This window comes from Arthrobacter sp. YN (genome assembly GCF_002224285.1).
Lineage (GTDB): Bacteria > Actinomycetota > Actinomycetes > Actinomycetales > Micrococcaceae > Arthrobacter.
Map to the genome: position 1 here is coordinate 2,390,712 of NZ_CP022436.1, position 19,742 is coordinate 2,410,453.

General features: G+C 60.2%; 14 protein-coding genes and 1 pseudogene. 10 read left to right on the forward strand and 5 right to left on the reverse strand.

Annotated elements, in window-relative coordinates:
• Positions 1-137: 137 nt before the first annotated feature.
• Entirely contained in the window at positions 138-1,643 is a 1,506-nt protein-coding gene (arfA, locus tag CGK93_RS10840) for an arabinosylfuranosidase ArfA (protein WP_089594828.1), read from the reverse strand.
• 497 nt (positions 1,644-2,140) lie between these two features.
• On the opposite strand from arfA, the gene CGK93_RS10845 reads away from it, so the two are divergent.
• The 9 genes from CGK93_RS10845 to CGK93_RS10890 all read left to right on the forward strand — a co-directional run bounded on the left by CGK93_RS10845 (position 2,141) and on the right by CGK93_RS10890 (position 14,035).
• A complete protein-coding gene (locus CGK93_RS10845; RefSeq protein WP_089597386.1) occupies positions 2,141-3,484 on the forward strand; it encodes a twin-arginine translocation signal domain-containing protein in 1,344 nt (447 codons plus the stop codon).
• 1 nt (position 3,485) lies between these two features.
• Positions 3,486-4,451 carry a carbohydrate ABC transporter permease gene (locus tag CGK93_RS10850; protein ID WP_089594829.1) on the forward strand — a complete coding sequence of 322 codons (966 nt, stop codon included), beginning with the start codon at positions 3,486-3,488 and terminating at the stop codon, positions 4,449-4,451.
• A gap of 104 nt (positions 4,452-4,555) precedes the next feature.
• Positions 4,556-5,359: a carbohydrate ABC transporter permease gene (locus tag CGK93_RS10855; protein ID WP_198318421.1), complete on the forward strand. Its 804-nt coding sequence runs from the start codon at positions 4,556-4,558 to the stop codon at positions 5,357-5,359.
• 19 nt (positions 5,360-5,378) lie between these two features.
• Positions 5,379-6,383 carry a LacI family DNA-binding transcriptional regulator gene (locus CGK93_RS10860; RefSeq protein WP_198318422.1) on the forward strand — a complete coding sequence of 335 codons (1,005 nt, stop codon included), beginning with the start codon at positions 5,379-5,381 and terminating at the stop codon, positions 6,381-6,383.
• Between the two features lie 33 nt (positions 6,384-6,416).
• Positions 6,417-8,021: an alpha-N-arabinofuranosidase gene (locus CGK93_RS10865; protein ID WP_089594831.1), complete on the forward strand. Its 1,605-nt coding sequence runs from the start codon at positions 6,417-6,419 to the stop codon at positions 8,019-8,021.
• 83 nt (positions 8,022-8,104) lie between these two features.
• Positions 8,105-10,417: a beta-L-arabinofuranosidase domain-containing protein gene (locus tag CGK93_RS10870; protein WP_089594832.1), complete on the forward strand. Its 2,313-nt coding sequence runs from the start codon at positions 8,105-8,107 to the stop codon at positions 10,415-10,417.
• A 235-nt stretch (positions 10,418-10,652) separates the two neighbouring features.
• Positions 10,653-12,503, forward strand: coding sequence for an RICIN domain-containing protein (locus CGK93_RS10875; RefSeq protein WP_198318423.1), 1,851 nt, complete (start codon positions 10,653-10,655; stop codon positions 12,501-12,503).
• A 780-nt stretch (positions 12,504-13,283) separates the two neighbouring features.
• Entirely contained in the window at positions 13,284-13,580 is a 297-nt protein-coding gene (locus tag CGK93_RS10885) for a hypothetical protein (protein ID WP_157731746.1), read from the forward strand.
• A 260-nt stretch (positions 13,581-13,840) separates the two neighbouring features.
• The gene (locus CGK93_RS10890; protein WP_089594835.1) at positions 13,841-14,035 is read left to right on the forward strand and encodes a hypothetical protein; all 195 of its coding nucleotides are present in this window, start codon (positions 13,841-13,843) and stop codon (positions 14,033-14,035) included.
• A gap of 375 nt (positions 14,036-14,410) precedes the next feature.
• On the opposite strand, the gene CGK93_RS10895 is transcribed toward CGK93_RS10890, so the two are convergent.
• The 3 genes and pseudogenes from CGK93_RS10895 to CGK93_RS10900 form a co-directional block, all read right to left on the reverse strand.
• A complete protein-coding gene (locus CGK93_RS10895; protein WP_269768477.1) occupies positions 14,411-15,226 on the reverse strand; it encodes a DUF4192 family protein in 816 nt (271 codons plus the stop codon).
• A 113-nt stretch (positions 15,227-15,339) separates the two neighbouring features.
• Positions 15,340-15,465 (reverse strand): annotated as a pseudogene (locus CGK93_RS24370) (hypothetical protein); the annotation flags it as partial.
• 783 nt (positions 15,466-16,248) lie between these two features.
• Complete coding sequence (locus tag CGK93_RS10900; RefSeq protein ID WP_089594836.1) at positions 16,249-18,387, reverse strand: P-loop NTPase fold protein; 2,139 nt, start codon at positions 18,385-18,387, stop codon at positions 16,249-16,251.
• A 254-nt stretch (positions 18,388-18,641) separates the two neighbouring features.
• On the opposite strand from CGK93_RS10900, the gene CGK93_RS23545 reads away from it, so the two are divergent.
• Entirely contained in the window at positions 18,642-18,965 is a 324-nt protein-coding gene (locus tag CGK93_RS23545; protein ID WP_157731748.1) for a hypothetical protein, read from the forward strand.
• A gap of 22 nt (positions 18,966-18,987) precedes the next feature.
• On the opposite strand, the gene CGK93_RS10910 is transcribed toward CGK93_RS23545, so the two are convergent.
• Positions 18,988-19,428, reverse strand: coding sequence for a hypothetical protein (locus tag CGK93_RS10910; RefSeq protein ID WP_089594838.1), 441 nt, complete (start codon positions 19,426-19,428; stop codon positions 18,988-18,990).
• Between the last annotated feature and the right edge of the window lie 314 nt (positions 19,429-19,742).

Genomic DNA, 19,742 nt, shown 5'->3' on the forward strand with positions numbered 1-19,742 from the left:
AAAGAGAAACTGGACGTCAGAGTAGTCTCCACCTTTGTCCGAAGGGAATGGCAGGGCGCCGAGCACAAAACGGCGCTCGGGACATGGCCATACGCGTAGTAGACGGCGTCAACCTGCACTGGTTATCTGCCCATAGATCAGCCGAGTGTGATCATTGACCAGCTGATGGGATCGAGCTCTGCGACGAGGTGTCCGTCATGATGTGAGATGTTCTGCAGGGGCTGGGGCAGGACGGTGGAGCTGTCCTGTTCGGTGGCGAACCACAGCGGGTCGTGGTGGGAGTACGTCAATGCCTGATCGATTTCAAGGCTACCGAGCGCGGTCAGATCGAGGCTTATCCGCAGTCTCTCGGTGGTGTTGCGGTTGGTGGCGAAGATTGTGAGCTGTCCGGTTTCCGGATCGTGGGTGGCCACGGCTGAAAGGGAGGGCACCTCTCCATGTTGGGGGGAAGTAAATGACGGAGACTCGACGGCGAGTTGGAGAACCTGCCCTTGGGCGTTGGCGGAGGTGAGCGCGAAGGGATGGAAAGTGGTCTGTTTCCAGGCTGGGCCGTTGGGGCGGGTCATGATGGGCGCGATCACGTTGACGAGTTGGGCGAGGGAAGCGGCGTGGACCCGGTCTGTGTTGTTAAGCAGTGTGATGAGAAGATCGCCCACGACCACGGCATCGGCGACCGTGTAGAGGTCTTCGAGGAGGGGCGGGGCTTCGGGCCAGTCGGTACCTGTTGGGGCGGGGTTACGCGGCTGGCTGCCGTGCCAGATGTTCCATTCGTCGAAGGAGATGTGGACGTCCTTAGCGCTCTTCTTGACGCTCTTGACGTGGTCGATGTGAGCGGCGATGTCGTTGATGAATTGGTCCATGACAGCGCCGGCGGCGAGGTGGTCTTCGAGGATGCCGAGGTTCTCAAAGTAGTGATGCGCCGAGATGTAGTCCACTTGCTCGTAGGTTTCGGTCAGTACGGTGCGTTCCCATTCGCCGAAGGTGGGCATCTTGGACGAGGAACTTCCGCAGGCTACGAGGCGAAGTTTGTCTCCGCCGATCATACGCATGGCGCGGGCGGTTTCAGCGGCCAGCCGACCGTATTCCTCGGCTGTTTTGTGGCCGATTTGCCAAGGCCCGTCCATCTCGTTGCCCAGGCACCAGAAGGTGACGCCATAGGGTTCCTCGGAGCCGTTCTTCCTTCGGAGGTCGGAGAGTGCTGTCCCGGAGGCGATATTGCAGTATTCGAGGACGTCCAGAGCATCCTGTGTGCCGCGGGTTCCCAAATTAATCGCCATCATGGCCTCGACTCCGGCTTTGGCGCACCAATCCATGAAGTCGTCCAGGCCCACCTGGTTGCTTTCGGTGGTGTGCCATGCGAGGTCGAGGCGAACAGGCCGTTCACCCTTGGGCCCGATGCCGTCTTCCCATCGGTACCCTGAGACGAAGTTTCCGCCGGGGTATCGGACGGTGCTCACACCCAATTCCCGGGTAAGTTCGATCACATCGCCCCGCCACCCGGCGTCGTCGGCCGTGCGGTGGCCGGGCTCGTATATCCCCGTGTAGACGCACCTTCCGAGATGTTCAACGAACGCTCCGAACGTTTCCCGACGCACCGGCCCAACGACGAATGCCGGGTTGGCCGTTATCTTGGCTGCGGGCACGGGGAGGGTGTTTCCAGGTTCGGCATGGGGTGCTGTCCTTTCGAGTGGTTGCGCGTGTGTTGGATACGTGCGCGCTTGAGCTGTCAGCGGGCATTGGATGGTGCCACCAGGCGCAATGTTCACGGGTGAGCGGGGAGGCGGAGAAGTAGTCCGCGCCAGTAGTGTATCGATAAACGGAGCGTACGCCTAGAGGGCTGCGGCCCCGAGTTCGGGGGAGCGACTTGGCTGCGTCGCGGGAGCGCTCCGCCACGCCGGGAGTCCTGAAGAAACCTGGGTCGGAGCTCATTCGGGGCAGGGTGCTGCGGCCGGCGTATATCAGGGGCGGGCGAGTAATGAGAAGGAAGATAGCGAAAAAGCTTGACGGGTCACAAATCCCGTGTAACGATAAATGCGTTCCCCGCCACGGCCTCTGTAGCCAGTTTTTGGGGACCTCAGTTTATCGATACACGACTGCCAAGCCGGCCGTTTTGTAGCGCGTAGCAAGGAAGGTGCGCAGTATGAAGACATCAATAATTAACCGCCGGGGATTCCTCGGCCTTTCCGCGGCGGGCGTCGCCGCCGCCGCTCTCAGCGCATGCACAGTTAACTCCCCGGCCCCACCGGGAAGTGGCACGTCCGGCACGGGCGGCATCACTATTATGGGCAACGAAGGGGAGATCACCAAGGACGTGATCGCTGCGTGGCAGCAAAAGAACCCTGAAGCGCCGATTACCTTTGTCAAGTACGACGAGACCCGGCTGAATGCAATGCTCGCAGCTGGAAGCCCGCCGGACCTGGTACGTGGTGCGGGAGCCCAGATAACCCCCTACCTGGCAACGCGAAAGATCGCGAAGCCACTGGATGACTACATTGCGAAGAGCTCGCTCTTTAAGTCCTCCGATCTGGAATCCGTCAACGATGTGTGGAAGTGGGACGGTACCACCCAAGGCGCGGGGCAGACTTACGGACTGACCAAGGACTGGAGCCTGGACATGATGTTCTGGTACAACACGTCCGTCTTCGAGGAGGTGGGGGCCAAGGCTCCGGACAGCGCCAACCCACCCACATACGATGATCTGTTGGAAATCGCCAAGACCATGACCAAGTCCGAGGCCGGTAAGGTCACCCGATACGGTCTGTTCGCCACGAGTCCCGATGTGGCGGTCCTCCAGGGCATGCTCGCAACGGCTGGGGTCTCCTTGTTCAGCGAGGACTTCAAGAAGGTGGACTTCAGCACGCCTGAGGCACAGAAGGCCATCCGATGGCTAGGTGATGTGGCCACGGCCAAGGCAGGCTACACGTTAGTGGACCCCAACCCGGACGGCTGGGATTGGCCACCGTTCAGCGCCCAGCGTCAGGCCATGGCTGCGGGTGGCTACTGGGTGACCGGCATCGTGGGGGCGGACGCTACGGCTCCTGGCTTCGCCCGGATGGCGCCGGCCCCTTTGCTGGGCACGCAGCGTGTCAGTCCGACCACGAGCGCGACCGGGCACTGGATTCCGGAGAAGGCGAAGAACGCCGATGGCAGCTTCGCCTTCCTCGAGTGGTTCACTGCCGGGCAGCCGGCCGTAGACCGGGCTGCGACTGGCAGCGGCCTTCCTGTCATCAAGAGCCTGCGTTCGAACCTTCCTGCCAAGGAAGCCTTTCAGAAGGCTGCGCTGGAGGTGCAGAAGGAGGAAGACAAGTACGCCAAGGTCCTGAGCTTCTCCCCGTATGCGACTGTCACTGCCCTCACCGCAGCCGTCTCTGACCTGTTCCCCAAGCTCGTCGAGGGTTCCCTAACGGCCGGCCAGTTCGCTGACCAAGCCAACGCGAAGTGCAATGCCCTCCTTGACGAGGGTGTCTCCCGCATTGGCGGCTGACATGGTCGCCACCCTGACACGCGCTGTGCCGGCACGGCGAAGCAGCCTACAAACACGACGGCGGAGCCGCGCCTTCTATCTCTTTGTCTCCCCCTGGATTCTGGGGACGATCCTGTTGACGCTGTTCCCCCTGGCTTATGCTTTCGGCGTCAGCTTGACCAACTGGGACGGGGTGAGCCCCGGGTTCCGCTGGATCGGGGCGAAGAACTATGTCGATGTCCTGACCGACCCGGAGACCTGGGCGAGTATGGGACGCTCCGGACTATTGGCACTTGTCGTGGTCCCGCTGACGGTGGCCGGCAGCCTCGGGCTGGCGGTGCTCCTCAACCAGAAGGTGCGTCTTCGCTCGTTCTGGCGCACCATGATCTACCTACCGGCGATTTTCCCGCCGGTCGCTGCGGCACTGAGCTGGAAGCTCCTCTTCGACAGGGATTCCGGGGCCATCAACGCCATCCGTGCCTGGTTCGGCCAGGACGCGGTTAACTGGATGACCGGCCAGCAGGTGTTTGTGGTGCTGTTGGCACTCATGCTCTGGGGTATTGGCGGCGGAATGATCATCAATCTCGCGGCGTTGCAGGATGTCTCACCGGAATTGCTGGAGGCCGCAACGCTTGACGGGGCTGGACCTTGGCGCCGTTTCACCTCTGTGACGCTGCCGACCATTTCCCCGGTGCTGCTCTTCCAGACCATCACGGCCACCATTGGCGTCCTGCAAACCTTCGTGCCAGCGTTGCTGCTGTCGCCTGCGACAGGCCCGGCCGCGATCACCGCGGTGCCCGAAGCGAACAGGGTGTTCATGATCGACGTCTATGCCCAGTATTTTGCATACTCCCGTTACGGCTATGCCTCGGCCATGCTGTGGCTGTTCTTCCTGGCGATCCTCCTAGTGACGGTGCTGTTCTTCCGGTTTAGCCGTAAAACCGTGTTCTACGCGGTCGATCCTTCGAATGGTGGAGGAAAACGATGATCGCTCCGGAGGTACAGCTGAGTCGGAGTCTTGCAGAGGAGCCAGCCATCGAACCACGGCCTCACCGATCGCGGAGCCGGAGAACCGCCAGACGCAGGTCGCGCATGCTGGTTATGTTGGCGCTGGGTGCCATCACGGCAGTGCTCGCGTTCCCTGCCTACTGGGTCGTTGCGACGGCGTTCAAATCATCCGAGCAGCTCAACTCCGCGCTGGTGGTCTTCTGGCCTGTTCCCGCGCATTTTGAGAATTTCGTGGAGGCAGTCACGAGGGTCCCGTTCATGGCGTATGCCGTGAACTCGCTGTTCCTTGCCACTATCAGCGGCGTCTTGACCACGTTTTCGTCAGCCCTGGTGGGGTACGGATTCGCTAGACTCCACGGCCCAGGGAAAAGGATCCTCTTCGGGGTCCTGATCGCCATGATGATGATGCCCGGCATCGTGACGCTAATTCCCACCTACCTCCTGTTCTCCCAAGTGGGGCTCGTGGGGAATTACTGGCCGTGGGTGATCTGGGGCCTGGCAGGGTCTCCCTACCTGATATTCCTGTACCGACAGTTCTTCGCCGGACTGCCCAAGGAACTTGAGGAAGCGGCGATTCTGGACGGTTGTTCGCAACTGGGGATCTTCGTAAAGGTCTTCCTGCCGATCTCGAAACCGATCGTCGTTACTGCATTCGTGATGTCCTTCCTGGCAACCTGGGGCGACTTTATCGCGCCAAACCTCCTGTTGAACCAGAGCAACACTACGCTCGCGGTGGCGCTCTCGTCGGGCTACGTCAATGAAAGGGGTTTTCCTTTGAACAACCTTATTGCGGCAGGGTCAATCCTTTACGTGATACCTGTGGTTCTGGTGTTCTTCTTCGTCCAGCGCCGCTACACGGAGAATTTCAGCGCCGCCGGAATTAAATAACACGGGAAAGAGGTCCGCAATGGTCAAGATGTCGGATGTTGCACGCCTGGCCGGAGTTTCCACCATGACGGTATCGAACGTCGTCAATGGACGCCGCTCCGTCAATACGGAGATCCGCCAGCGGGTCCTTGAGGCAGTGGAGGAGAGCGGGTATGTCATGAACCGCTCGGCGAGGACCTTGCGCACCGGCACCACGGGCGTCATTGGGCTCGCGGTTCCAGCTATTGAGCACGCCTACTTTGCCGAACTCGCCGGCCGGGTAGTCGCCCAGGCAGCGGAGCGAGGTTACAGAGTGACGGTTGAGCAGACCGGAGCGCATGTCCAGGGGGAGATCGACGCCGTCGCGCTCTCCAGGACGCTTGAATGCGATGGGCTGATCCTGTCGGCTATCGGGATCGGGCCGGAGGAAGCACGTTTGCTCAATCAGTCCATCCCCTTGGTCCTGCTCGGCGAAAAGCTCTTCGAGGAGACGGTTGACCACATCGCCATGCCCAACAGCGAAGGGACCAGGGCGGCAACAGTGCACCTGGCATCACAAGGGTGTAAGCGCATCGCCTGGGCGAGCAACCCTTCACCCGAGGGCGAAACCCATAATGTGGTCGTCGACCGGCTCCAGGGCTACCGTCAGGGACTCGCGGATTCAGGACTCCCGGAAGATCCCAGGCTGCTGGTCCCGATGGACCAGCCGACCATGCATGATGCTGCCGACGGCATCCGGCAAATGGGGAAAGAAGGCGTCGAGTTCGACGGCGTCGTCGCTGTGACAGATACCGTGGCCTTCGGCGTCATAAGGGGCTTGGCAGATCTGGGACTCCGAGTTCCCCAGGACGTACGTGTCATCGGCTACGACGACATTGAGCAAGCCAAGTTCTCCACACCGTCCCTCTCCACAATCGCCCCTGACCATGACTGGATGGTCAGTGCAGCACTCAACCTCCTTACCGAACGGATCAAGGACAGTTCCCACCGCGGGCGCGAGCTCGTGGCACCTTTCCGGCTTATCGCCCGAGAGTCAACCAGCTAAAACCAACCCAAAACACATTGGAGATTCTGCACTATGGCATCTGAGTCCCGGCTCGTCGTCAATCTTGACATCGCGGGTCCGACCATTAACCGTCACCTCTACGGGCATTTCGCCGAGCATCTCGGCCGGTGCATTTACGGGGGTTTCTGGGTAGGGGAGGACAGTGAGATCCCGAATACCCGCGGCATCCGCAACGACGTCGTCGCCGCCTTGCGGGAATTGCGCATTCCGAACCTGCGGTGGCCGGGGGGCTGCTTCGCCGACGAATACCACTGGCAGGACGGCATTGGACCCCGCGAGGAGCGTCCGCGTGTCGTCAACTCACACTGGGGCGACGTTGTGGAGGACAACGCCTTCGGTACCCATGAGTTTATGGATCTGTGCGACCTCCTCGGCGCTGAAGCGTACGTCAACGGCAACGTAGGTTCGGGCACGGTCCGGGAGATGAGTGAATGGATCGAGTACCTCACCCGAGCGGACGATTCCCCAATGGCAGCCTTGCGTCGGGCCAATGGACAGGACGAGCCTTGGAAGGTTCCCTTCTTCGGAGTCGGCAACGAGCCGTGGGGGTGTGGCGGTCACATGCGTGCAGAGGCCTATGCCGATCTGGCACGCCAATACAGCACTTATGTCCGCAACCACAACGGCAACGAGGTCTACCGGATCGCTGCAGGCGCCAACGCCGACGATGTCGCATGGACAAAGGCTCTCATGGAGGCGCTCCACGACAAGGGCGACTCCAACCGCAAGAGCGCCCCCTACCAAGGCATCTCCCTGCATTACTACACGATGTCGGGTCACTGGGACGCCAAAGGTTCGGCAACAGCGTTCAGCGAAGATGAGTACTGGAAAACGATCAAAGCTGCCCAACACATTGAGACGCTGCTCGCCGCACACTCAACCATGATGGACGTCTACGACCCGCACAAGGCCGTGGGCCTGATCTTGGACGAATGGGGCACCTGGTGGGATGTGGAGCCCGGCACCAACCCAGGCTTTCTGTACCAGCAGAACACCGTCCGTGACGCACTGGTTGCTGCCATCCACTTTGATTCCTTCCACCAGCACGCAGACCGCCTGGTCATGGCAAATATCGCCCAGACAGTCAACGTGCTCCAAGCCATGCTGCTCACCGACCCGGAGACGGGTGCACTCGTCAAGACTCCCACCTTCCATGTCTTCGCCATGAACGCCGGTCACCAGGATGCCAGTGCCCTCCACACACACCTTGCCTCGGACGCCGCACACCAGCTGGACGATGCACCACTGCCCACCCTTACCGCTTCGGCAAGTACCAAAGACGGTCAAGTGCTGATCTCCGTCGCCAACTTGGAACTCGATGGCGAGAAAGAGATCGTCCTCGATCTGCGTGGTGGGCAGCTTGAGGAGGTGTCCGCGCTCGTGCTGGGCGGTGATCATGTGGCCGCATTCAATGCACCTGAACACCCCGAAGCCGTCGCCCCCCGCCCGCTGCAGGTGAAGGAGCGTGAGGACGGCCAGTTCGTACTGCGGTTGCCGGCACATTCATTTGCCACGGTGCACGGCACGATCGTGGGTGCCGCTCCCGCGACCGCCCAGGCGACCGTGTCCGCCGTCGTTAACTCTTCGTCGGGGAGCAAACCGTGCCTGAACTGCTGAGCTGAGGCTCCCAGCAGGCCCGCCGGTGAACCAGGGTGGGGCCGTGCCGTTCCCAGAAACAAACTTTCAGAGATGAGATATCAATGAGTGTTGATTTCCGGCCCTTGGCTGCGGTCCGCCTCCGGCCAGGTGACTTCGAGCAAGCGCAGCGGGTGAACCTTGAAGCGCTGCTGCGATTGGACACCGAGCGTCTCCTCGTTCCGTACAGGCGGGAAGCCGGAATCCCTACCTTAGCGGAGCCCTACGGCGGTTGGGAGGATTCCGGGCTCGGCGGCCACACCGCGGGTCACGTCCTCTCGGCTCTTGCTCTTTCGGTGGCGGCAGGCGCTGACTCGCGGGCTGTGGACATGATGGGCACACTGATCAGAGGTCTACGCGACACGCAGCTCGCTTTGGCAACGGGATATCTGGGCGGTGTTCCAGACGGACAGGAGCTCTGGGAAGAACTCGCCCGGGGATCGATCGAGGCCTCGCCCTTTGCCCTGAACGGCCGGTGGGTGCCTTTGTATAACCTGCACAAGACGCTCGCCGGACTGATCGACGTTGCCGAGCAGGTCCCGTCTGTGGAAGCCGATGCGCTCCTCAATGACTTCGGGCAGTGGTGGCTGGCAACAGCTGAGCGCCTTGACCAAGCTGCGTTGGAAAGCATTCTGGTCACCGAGTTCGGGGGATTCACTGAATCTTTCGCCCGGTTGGCGTTGCTCAAGAAAGACGAACGGTATCTGGGCCTGGCCAAGCGATTTGTTCGGCAGGAACTTCTTGAGCGCGTCCTATCGCTGTCCGGCGAGGGGAAGCAAGATCCGCTCGCCGGGTTGCACGCCAACACTCAGATTCCCGTGATGGTGGGCTACGCCACCATAGAGCGAGCGGCCCGGCTCTTGAGGTTGGAGGACAGCGAAACCGCATGCCTCGGCGCCGCTGCACGGCGGTTCTTCGATGACGTGGCCTTCCGGCGCAGCAGCGCACTGGGTGGTCATGGTGTCCGGGAACATTTTCATGGTCGTGATGACTTCACTCCCATGTTCCTCTCACGCGAGGGGCCGGAAAGCTGCAACACCTACAACATGGTCAAGCTGGCAGCCGAGCTGTATCTCCTCAGCGACGACACGAAGTACTTGGACTATCTTGAGCTTGCCCAGTGCAGCCATGTCCTCTCAACCCAACACCCGGAGCACGGTGGCCTGGTCTACTTCACCTCACACCGGCCGGGCCACTACCGGGTCTACTCGCCCGAACAAGACGGTTTCTGGTGCTGTATGGGATCGGGCTTCGAGGCGCATGCCCGTCACGGCGCGCACGTCTATGCAACACAGGCAGACGAGCTCCGCATCACATGGCTTCTGGCGAGCGAAGTAACCTGGACGGGGTTCGGCGCTGTCATCTCCATTGATTCTGACCTGCCCAAAGGATCCGGCGCACGAATTCAGGTTACCGTCAGTAAACCTCACGAATTCACGCTAGCCATCCGGATACCGCCTTGGGCGGCAAACGCCGGTGCACGCCTGGCCGACGCTACACCGATTGTCGACGACGGCGACGGCTGGTGGCGTCTGCGGCGCTGCTGGAATGGGACGGAAACCATTGAGGTCTCCTTCGAACCTACCCTGCGTTTGGTCCCCGCCCCCGATGGCTCGGCCTGGGGATGGATTCAACGCGGCCCAACTGTGTACGCGCAGGAGATCCCGGATCCGGCCCTGCAGTACCAGACGACGGGCGAGCGGACCGCTCATATAGCCTCCGGAAAGTTGAGGCCACTGGCGGAGACTCCAATTCTCGTCTCCTCCGCATTGGAAGCCAGGCCCCTGGCGGATGGGACGCTGACAATCAGGACGGCCGACGGGGAGAATATCACGCTGAAACCCCTACACCGGATTCACGATGCCCGATACCGGCTCTCCTGGCCAGTGGCAGAGTTCCCCGCGCAGGTCGAGGCGGTCAGGGCCGCCCTTGAGGAGCTCGACCGGGCCTCAACGGCATTGGAAGCCCGTGTGGTAGACGGGGTCATCTTTGGCGAACAGCAGCCGGAGCTGGACCATGAAGTCACCTCTCCGCAAGCGGAACGCGGCACCACGACGGACGGAAAGCAGTGGCTCCGCCCCACCGGTTCCCTGACTCTTTTGCTGCGCGACTGGACGGTGGTGGCTCAGAGCATCCGCATCGAATGGCTTCCAGACGATGGCGATGCGGCCTTCAGCCTCTCCCATGCTGACGAAGGCGGCGTGGTGGTGCATGCGGGTTCCTCCGGAGTTTGCGAGATGCCGTTCAATACCCACGGCCAGGCGGAAACACGCCTGGTCCTCACACCCGTGGATGGATACCCCATGCCGCGCCTATCCCGGCTCCTGCTGCTGACGGACGCAGCAGATGGCCTCATTGAAGTTCATCACCACGAGTAACGAACCGCGTCAATCATCCCCATGAATTAGCCCCTGGGGCGGACCTGTGCCACGCGCAGTGGTTGCGTACGACAGAGCAAACAGATTTCTGACATCGACAACGGCGTCGAATACCCCTGGTCCGGGGTGGCCATACGACGGGTCGGTGCTCATCAGAAGTATTCAGAACGATCCAAGATGAAAGGCACTAAGATCTATGCGCGCATTCCCACTCTCAAAGAAGCTAAAGGCATTGGTGGCTATTCCGCTGTTACTGTTGCTCGTCCTCGGCTTCGCCGTCGCGAATCCCGCACCGAGCTACGCCGCCACGACGCTGACGACCTACCCGACTTCCACCGGTCATCCCACCAGCAGCGACTACACGGTGGAGGTTCGCGTTCCAGGCGGCTCATGGGTCGGCTTGGTCGAGCATCAGGCGCGAGTCGGCGGCCCCTCCCGCGCGTCGTTCGCCACCTTCGTGTACTTTGACACCAACGGTCCAGTGGAGGTCCGGGCGACCTACAACCTCGGCACCGTCTCGTCGGTCAAGGTGCGCCCGACTGCGGAGGGGATCGTCCCCGCCCGTAGCGGCAATACGGCGACATTCACGATCGGCGGTCCGACGAAGCTCGTGGTCGACTTCAACGACAATGTCGACCAAGATCTCATGATCTTCGCGAACCCACTCGAGACCAACATCCCGAGCGCCAGCGACCCCAACGTCATCTACTATGGGCCCGGGTATCACAACCCCGGCAATACCACCGTTGCCAGCGGCAAGACCGTCTACATCGCCGGCGGCGCCGTGGTTCGCGGTGCGTTCTTTACGGATAACGCGAGCAATGTGGTCATCCGCGGTCGAGGCGTCCTCCTCCAGCCGGGAGGTGTCGGCGTCCAGGCCAAGTTCTCGACGAACGTGACCGTCGACGGCATCATCATCAACGGCTACGGCAACGACAACAACGGCGGTTACGGCGTCGAGATTGGCAGCACCAACGGCATCACCGTGAACAACGTCAAGCTCCTCGCTTACAGAAAGTGGTCCGACGGCATCGACATGATGGCCGCGAAGAACGTTAACGTGAACGACGTGTACATCCGCACCGGCGATGACAGCATCGCGGTCTACGGCACCCGCTGGGACTACGTCGGCAGCACTGACAACGTCAACGTCACCAACTCGGTGCTCATGCCGGGCAACGCGCACCCGATCAACGTGGGTACTCATGGCAACCCCGACGTCCCCGACACGATCAACAACATCCGCGTCACGAACGTCGACGTCCTGACCCACAACCCTTTGGTTCAGGTGCGGTCGATGTCACTCACGGCGAGCGACTCGAACCTGGTCACCAACGTGCTGCTCGCCGACATCCGGTGGGAGGACGTGCTGGTGCGCAAGTTCCTCGACATCATCACCTACAAGAACCCCGGCTACGGCCTGTCGGTCGGGCGAGGGATCGACGGCGTCACCTTGAAGAACTTCTCATACAACGGATCTCTCGAGTACGACAACGAGATCTATGGAAACTCCGCCACTCAGATGACTAAGAACATTAGTTTCCAGAATCTGCGGGTCAACGGGAGCGTCGTCACCACGGCCGGGGCGGGACGGTTCGCCATCGGCAACTACACGAGCAACATCACGTTCGGGGAAAGTGCTGGCACGGCCATCCAGGACGGCAGCGTGTACAAGCTCGTCAACGCGAACAGCGGCAGGGTATTGGGCATCACGGGAGGGTCGACCGCAAATAATGCGGAAGCGCTCCAGTGGGACGACAACGGAACCGCCGATCACGAGTGGACGGTGACCCGGCTGGCGAACGGCAACTGGAGGTTGACCAACGTCAAGTCGGGGAAGGTCCTCGGGGTGCTCGCCATGTCGACAGCCGATGGAGCAAAGTCGGTCCAGTTCACCTCGAATGGATCGCTCGACCAGGAATGGCAATTGGTGGCGTCGACAGGAACCAGCTTCAAGCTGGTCAACGGTTACAGCTCGAGGGTCCTGGGAATTGCAGGTGCTTCGACGGCCAACGGTGCGGCGGCCGTGCAGTGGATCGACAACGGCACGACCGACCACAACTGGAACCTGGTGTTCGTGCGCTGAGCGATGGGCTGGCCGGAGAGGCATGGGATTGCTCACGCCTCTCCGGCTTCCCGACGACGCGCATTTGTCCCTCGCCGCCGCTCCCAGCGACCTGCGTCCACGCTCTCCTGAACGCAACGAGACGCTCGTGTAGGCGAAGAGGGCGACTCCGGCAGCCTTTGCGGCGTTGAGAACAAAGCCGTGCTGACTCACGCGGTCCCGGTGGAATTCACTGCTCGAAACAAGCAGCACTTTGTCGCCAGCAGACAAGAGCCCCTCGAAGGATTCGGGAATGTTGTAGTCAGCGATCGCAATTTTTACTCCGCTCGCTGCAAGGTTCTTAGCCTTGTCGTTGCTGCGGACGACCGCCAGATGGCCTCGATGAAGCCAATCAACAGGAGTAACGAATTGCACTATTCACCTCCACGCCGCCGCCCATGGTCTGGAACAGTTTAGACTGCTATGGCAGGGCAGCTAGGCAAATGTAGACGCGCGGGTAGTTGGAGTCTTTGGCGTTATGCTGGCCACAACTTCGGTCAGCAACTGGCGATGTGTGATGAGTTTCGGGCTTCCTGATCAGGATCTCGAGGAACGCCACCCGACCCTACGTTCTGGACCTCTTGCTCTGCATGCTGGCCAAGCGCCAGGCTCCCATGGCCCCGGCGCAGAACACAATGCAGAGGTCGGTGGATCTTCCCGACGGCGTCCGTCTACGCATGAACGTCGGGGCAGACTGGCCTTCACAGCCGCTGCATAGGGAATCGGTGCCCTGTTCCCATGTGGGGAGCCCATGATCAGGGTGTGAGCGCATGGAGAAGAACAGTGGTTCCAGGGCTGGCGGCAGTCGCTGCGGTTCTCCTGGTTGCAGCAGGCGTGGCCGGAATCGATGAAATGGCCAACGCTAAAATGCCGGTTCTGGCCGCCGGGACCGTCCAGGCAGCGACGATGAACACAGTGCCTCGGCTTGAGCTTGTCCTTCTGGATGGCCTGAACCAGGGTGCACTTCCCGGTGGTTTCCCGAATGATGAACCCCGGGAGGAGAAGTACGACGAAAACTATCTAGAAACACTCCACTACCAGCCACGCCCCCCGGCCTGAGACACCGGACCACCAGCACGCCGTCCACATGGACGACTAAGCTTCGACAACCATGTCGTCATTGCGATGGGCCTATGGCGCTGGTTCAAGAAGTACCGCGACGCACTGATCGGGTCGGGAGCCTGCAGAGCGCGGTCGCCGGATCGAAGCCGTCGCCCCGGAAGCACTCGGGTTTCCTCGAACACCTTCCCCGAAGGGGCCGCGCGGGTGGCCACCGGAGAATACAGTGGGGAATCAAGGAACACAGGTGCTGGGGCAGCATGCGCGACCGTCTCCTCATTGAACAAACCGAGGCCCTCGAGCCTGCCAGCGACCCGTACGACAACCTGGCGATCACGCTACGAGTTTCCGGACGCCAATGGCGAAGACCTGGGCAGGCCGAGGCACGGGGTCTGCAGCTGCGGGGGAACAAGGCCGTCGACCACGAGCAGCAGGACACGACAATCCGGCCGTAAGTCGATCACCCCGGGGTCGACGCGTGCGTTGTCGAGAGCCTTGGCCAATTCAGACACCAGGACTCTCAATCAGCAGACATGATCGGTGGGATCGACTTCGAGGACCTGCGGTGAGAGAAGTCATAAAGCTCAATGAGCGTCTGCAGTCAAGCCAAACTTGCGAACATCCGTTCACTTCCGAGTTGCAACGCCGCCTGTCCAGCACCCTGATGCCGACCACTGCTAGAGGCACCATACGTGGGGCGTTTAGAGCATAGTCATTCGCCAACCGTTGCCCGGATCCGTGCCTTCAGAATCTGCATGCCCCGGTATTTGGGCAGGCTCGCGAGTAGAGCGGAGCAACTCTAAGGACGCTACTGTCTGCGACGGCGCCGACTACGGCATGTCAAAGCGTGTTTTGTAGGCGGTGTTTTTGTTGGTGTTCCAGCCGGCGATGATTCCGGCTCCGAGCATGTGGTCGGTGAGTCGTGCGAAACGGTAACCAGGGTCGGTGTCGAGGGCGAGTTGCATGTACTGGTGTGCTTTGGATCCTCGGCCTTCCCACCAGTTGATGTAGCCGATCGTGGTGAGGATGGGTGCTGCGTGTTGCGGGCTGGTTCTTGTATAGGCGTGAAGGAGGAGTTGTTGGGCCCATTCGACCCGCGACCATTGAGGCGCAGTCTCCGTTAGCGCGAAAAGGATGTTTTGGGGTGGTTCGTCGATGCCTGGGATGTCGGCCATGAGCCGGTCGCGGATGTGGGGGAATTGGAAGTTTGCGATGAGGGCGGTGCAGTCCTCGTCGGTGGGAAAGCCGTGTGAGTCGAGCATGGCTTTCCACAGCTGGCTCGCTTGAACCGCAGCTTCTTGAGGTGCCTGGGCGCGGATAGCATGCATGCAGCTTTCGACGGCGACGGCATCGTCCGCTTCGTGGGTCGCCGGTGGGAGGATTATTTGGTTGGTGGGTTCGATAGTGCTGCCGCGGTAAATGAACTCGGCGTTGACGCGGCTGTATTCAGTGGTGCTGATGGGCAGGCTGATGTCTTGTCCGGGCTCGCTGTCGAAGGGGGAGTAGGTTTCGTCGCTGACGAAGATTCCGTCGCGGATGCTGATGCCGTTCTCGGCGAGGACTCCGGTGAGCGCGGCAATGGTCGCTGCATGTGGTTTGGGCTGGCCGGGTTCACAGTGGGCTGAGGTGTAGAGGGCGAAGACGATGCTCGTTGCGTTGGTGTCACTGGTGAGGTAGCTGCTGACCGTCCTCGCGTAGGGGAGTTCTGTTCCGGGGTATCGGGGAGGTCAATGCGGAGGGTGGCTCCGACTTTGCCTTTGTCCAGGGTGATGCAGACCAGACTCTCTTGGGGCCAGAATCCGAGGGTGTGCCCGATGAAGCTCAGTAGATCTGCCGGGTCTTTGATGGTGAGCGCATTCATTGCCCTTTTCCTTTGCGCGTGCATTGCGTCTTTGGTCTAGTGGGCCGTTCTGATAGGGGCCGAAGTGCAACTCCGGGGACCGGGTCCGCCGCATCAGCGCCCTGGTTAGGCGGAGTACCGTCCAGCGATGATCGGGATATCAGAATGGCAAACAGCGTTGTTGCTTCTGCCTATTCATGGGCAGGCTGATGTGCGGCGCCATGACGTGAACTGCGAAATTTTCGGTGTGTGCCATCGCTTGGCGGGATCGCTGCGCCGGGTCGGCCGGGGACTACTTCCAGTCCCGACATATGCGCTGTTATCGGCGATGCTCGGTGATGTCAGCGGTCTACGACGGGGCAGCGCGTCCGGAGCTGAGGTATTAGTCCCTTTGCCATTTACGAGGAATGTACGCCGTCCGATGCGAAGGCGTCGGCGGTAGCGGTGTCCGCTGTCCCGGTCTCGATATCTGGTCGCTGGCACATATCTGCCAAGGAAGGACTCCCACCCGGGTAGTAGCTCTTCGTAGGTTGCATGGTGGAGGCAGGAGGCAGGAGGCAGGAGGCAGGAGGCAGGAGGCCAGGACGCCGGGAGCCAACATCAGCGTCCAAACTACCGAAGCCCTCCCTGGGCAGGACGCTAAGGTCACCAGTTCACCAACCTCAACGGCTACGACGAACTCGGCACCATGGCCATAGTCGGCGGACACGAACTTCACGCCAAACTCGTCCTCGATATGGACCTCGACCTCCCCACGTCGAAGTCCCCATCGAAGGCGTAACCAGGGCAACCGCAGCCGGTCCGCGGGTAAAATCTGCTGGATGCTGCCTAGGGCGTTGGTGTGTCCTTGCCGTCAGTTGGTGGATTAGCCCTGCTTTCCCGCCAACGCAAGATTTCTTCATAAGCAAATCTCATGCGCTGAGCGGGTGACGGGATCTCATCTCCTCGGGCTTGCGCGACCTCTGCTGGTTCATCCAAAGGCAACTCAATCAACATGTCCGGCGGAATTGTGTTCTCAAGCTTGTCAGTGAACAGGAACAGTTGTGAGGCTGGTGCCTCATAGCTTCCGGCCTCTTTGGAAGCCATAACGAATGCTGTAGCCAGAGTTGTCAGGCTGAGGGAATCGTCTTTGAGCGCATCAAGCGTGTTGACCTGCAGCTTGGGCAGCCCATCCATCGCAACGAGGTAGTTCCACACGGCAATTTGTTCGTGGATGGATTCAGCCGAGTCACAGGTCCGCCACTCGTCGATCAACCATTGTGTTGCCTGATCAATCCACAGCGGAATCAGCTGGTCTGTCAGAGTTGGGTCGTCAGTAACTGGTGACGACCGTCCTATCGCTTCGAGCTCTGAGAATCCTCTAGCCGAAGGGGCATTATTGAGATTCAGGCAGTGGCCCAGAGATTCAGGCCGGGGGAATCGTCCGACGAATGCCTTGAGCTCGGGCTCCTCCCATGGGCCGTTGTGACTTAGCAGCCGTGCCAGCCAAACCTCTTTGAGGCGGGTGGCAGAATCTCGGAAATCTCGATCCAACGGCTGCTTTGAAAGCCCGTTGCTCAGGTAATCGATAAGGGGCCGACCGTCCACATCGTAATCGGTGTCTCTGGCGCCTTTCTTCAGGGCCTTCATCTGCATCTGTTCATTGACGTGGTCGAACGTTTCCGGGCAGCGGTCTCCGGGGCGCACTACGCCGGTGCGGATACGATTTATGTCCCTAATGACGGTTTCATCTGACATGTCGCCGGTGGGCAAGGAGATTGTGAAGTAGCGGTCGAAGTACTCGCTGTCGTTGGCTCGGTACTTCCCGCCTGCTGTACTCCACATGTTGTCCGGGAAGGCGTGGGGAAACAATGAAGATAATGCCTCCATGAGGTCAACGGGTGTGTCACCGTCGTAACCACAGGATCTGATTCTTTGGAGCCACTCTTCCTCGGATGTGGGCTTGCTGCGGTCATAGCCCTGTTTCCTGGTTAGCTCACCCGCCCAGGCCGGCAAACGCTCGTAGAGATCTGGATAGAAGATTCGCAGGAACGTGATCGCGAAGAAGTCCGCAGGGTCGACGTTTCCTTTGGCAAGCTGCAGGAAGGTTATGGCCTGGCCTGCGTAACGGTGGCACGCGCGGGGCGTTGTCAGTGTCGTGGTCATGTGTTCGGTGTAGAAGGATTCGAATCTGGACTGCGGTGTCGGCCCTCTATATATTCCGAGTGATGCTTGACGCACTGTCGGACCCAACGCAGAATCCATTATCTCTTGAAGGAAGTGCTGCTGTGGTTCTGGGAGGTCCAAGGGATACTGCACGATCTTTTCCAAATAGACCTGCGCGGCAACAGGGTCGTTTCCAAGGCCGGAAGCTAGAGCCTTGATCGTTGATTTGCGGTCATAGGCAAGCAGGTAGTTGACTCTGGGGAAGCGACCTAAGAGCCGGATGGTCTTCATCAGGACCAAAAGGTCCTTGGGCTGAACGCGGTCTACATCGTCCACGACGACGAGAACCTTGACGCTTGCTGCTTTGATTGTCTCCGCCATGTCCTTAAAGGCGGAATCCCATGATTTCTCCGGTAGAAATTCCCGAACGGTTTCCGACGCCCCTGTCCCGACGATTGGGATCGCTTTCAAAGCCGGGGCACTGCGTCGTGCGAGGTCCACGGCCTTCTTGCGGAGGGTTTTACGGGATCCACGCGGAAAAGCCTCAAGGATTGCTGAATAGAGTTCGGCCTGTAGCCGCTCCTCATCGAAGGACCAAGGATTGAACTTGGCCACGTGAATGGATCGGTCCAGAGCGCTGATGATGAAGTTCAGCACGGACGTCTTACCGGAGCCCCAGGGTCCCACAAGTCCGAAGACGGTGCTGTCGTTGCTGTCGGCCAGGTTCTCGATGAGGTCTTTCGCCATATCGACGAAAGGGCCGCGGTCCAGCTTGTCCTTGCGGCGGTCCGTCTCTGGCGCATCTACCCATGGTTCAGTCACACCTGCGATCTTAGGCTGCGAACCGGGTCGGATTCGAACAGCACACGGTCACACGAAAAGAGAATCAGGAACACAGCAGCTCCGATGTATCGTTCGACCGCTGCGATCGAGTCAGGCCCTTCCAAAGGCAATCTGATAATTGCTGGCATTACGGCAGCTGTCGTGCTGGCGAGTATTGGTGCCAATGTAGTCGTGACGAAGAACCAAGCCAGCAAGGCTCCGGTGCCTGAGGCTCTCGCAGACTACAACAGTTCTTGGAGTATGTACCTGAAGGCAGTCAAGAGGGAGGTCTCGAAGCAGGCACTGTCGGTCGGCTCATCGCTGAGCTGGACGTGGTCTTCGAGTGCGCTGATGCAGAAGGTAAACGCGGCAAGCTCGACTTCACCACGAGGAAGGGCGATGTCCTCGCCGGCCTGGTCGCTGACTACACAGCCAAATTGGCAACAGTGCACGGCTTGGGCCGGAAGCTGCTTCCCGCATTCGAGAAGACGAATGGGCGCACCACCGGTAACGAGTCTGTAGACGCTCTTCGACGCCTCCTCCTGGTGCAGCAGAGGATTCTCCGGGACACAGAGTAGCCAGCCGATCATCCCCAGCGAGCTAGAGGCCTCGCTCCCTTGCCCAGACGGCCTTTCGCTTCCGCCACTGTTTCTCCTCCTCAGCGTCATCGGGGCCAAAGCCGGATTTTTCTGGGCGCGGTTCAGGAAAGCCACCGTCTGCGGATGTCTGGTTCTTGGGTGCCGGGCTCAGCTCTGGTGGTGGCAGCTTGATTTGCTGCGGACCTGCGTCCACGTCATGATCTGCTGTATCCCCAGAGCTCGCATCCTTCTCATCAGGCTGTATATGCTTCGGGTCAACGATCCATTGATCTGTTTCATTGTCTGCTAGGACGCTGAAATGAAATATAGGCTCGCCTTTGTCTCGCCCCCAATGCCGGTCCTTAATGACGCCATCAACAATCTCGTTGCGGTCAGGGTCTGGATGGCTGTAACGGATCCGCTGACCGATCTTCCATTGCTCGCCCCATCGTTCTTCGTTCATCCTCAAAGTCTGACAGATATTGCAAGATATCGAGGCAAGTCGTGACAAGAATCGGCTTCGAACCTACGACCCAAGAGTTCGTAGACCTGCGAAGGGCGAATATGATTCTCGATGTGCAAGAGAAGAAAATGACACTACCTAAACTGGCAGGGCTTGCCGCTGGCGCGGCTTCAATGTTGATGATGTCCGGTTGTTCTGGCCCCGCCCAACAGGATATTGGCTCCGAACCAGTCGGAGCATCAGCATAATCATCCACTTCTGATGCGCCAGCCAGTACCGTAGCCCAAGTGTCCAGAACGGTCGCTTCAACAAAG